The following is a 598-nucleotide window of genomic DNA, read 5'->3' as shown; positions in this document are numbered from 1 at the left end:
GGAGGCAGTCTGGGTTGAGACACTGGCTCATAATCAGGAGGGTTATTGATACCTGATTCTACATTACCATAAATGCCGAAAATTAACCGGCTTTTTCACAGAAACCTGATTTATCACGGCTGGGGAAGTTGGGTTTCGCTGCGCTTCACCCAACCTACATCGTTGTTGTTTACACAAGGGCAATTTAAATTTAACATTTCTTTACACACAAATCCATATTTATGGTGTAAAATTGGGCAAATATAAAAAAAGCTCGCTGCGATCGCTCAAAAGGGTAAATGGCTAACAGGGTAAAGGGCAAAACCGCAAAAGCGCTAAGAGCTAAGAGTCGGGGGGGGCACAGGCTACCCGAAAACCGTAGTTGAGGTTGAGGATGTCCGGGCCGACCCAGTCGCGGAAGGCACAACGGCAGCTCTCTGGAAGGTCGTCCCACGAACCGCCGCGCAGCACTCGGTCGTCTTTGCTTTCCAAAAACTTGACTAAATATTCAATAGGGTTTTGATAACGATTATCGTTCCCAACATCCCACACACGACCATCCGAAGGCGCACCATTGTAGCTGTCGTGATTGTAGCTGTCGTGCCAGGGGTCAGCGCAC

1 protein-coding gene is annotated in these 598 nt (G+C 48.3%); it reads right to left on the bottom strand.

All coding sequences use genetic code 11. From position 1 onward, the window contains the following. Positions 1 to 321 precede the first annotated feature (321 nt). Positions 322 to 598, bottom strand: a 277-nt coding sequence (locus tag ACTIE0_RS24905) for a formylglycine-generating enzyme family protein (RefSeq protein WP_439517080.1), incomplete at its 5' end; no start/stop codon positions are given.

It is taken from the genome of Limnospira sp., from assembly GCF_051859755.1.
GTDB classification, from domain to species: Bacteria; Cyanobacteriota; Cyanobacteriia; order Cyanobacteriales; family Microcoleaceae; genus Limnospira; species Limnospira fusiformis.
This window is presented reverse-complemented; position numbering and strand designations above follow the sequence as displayed.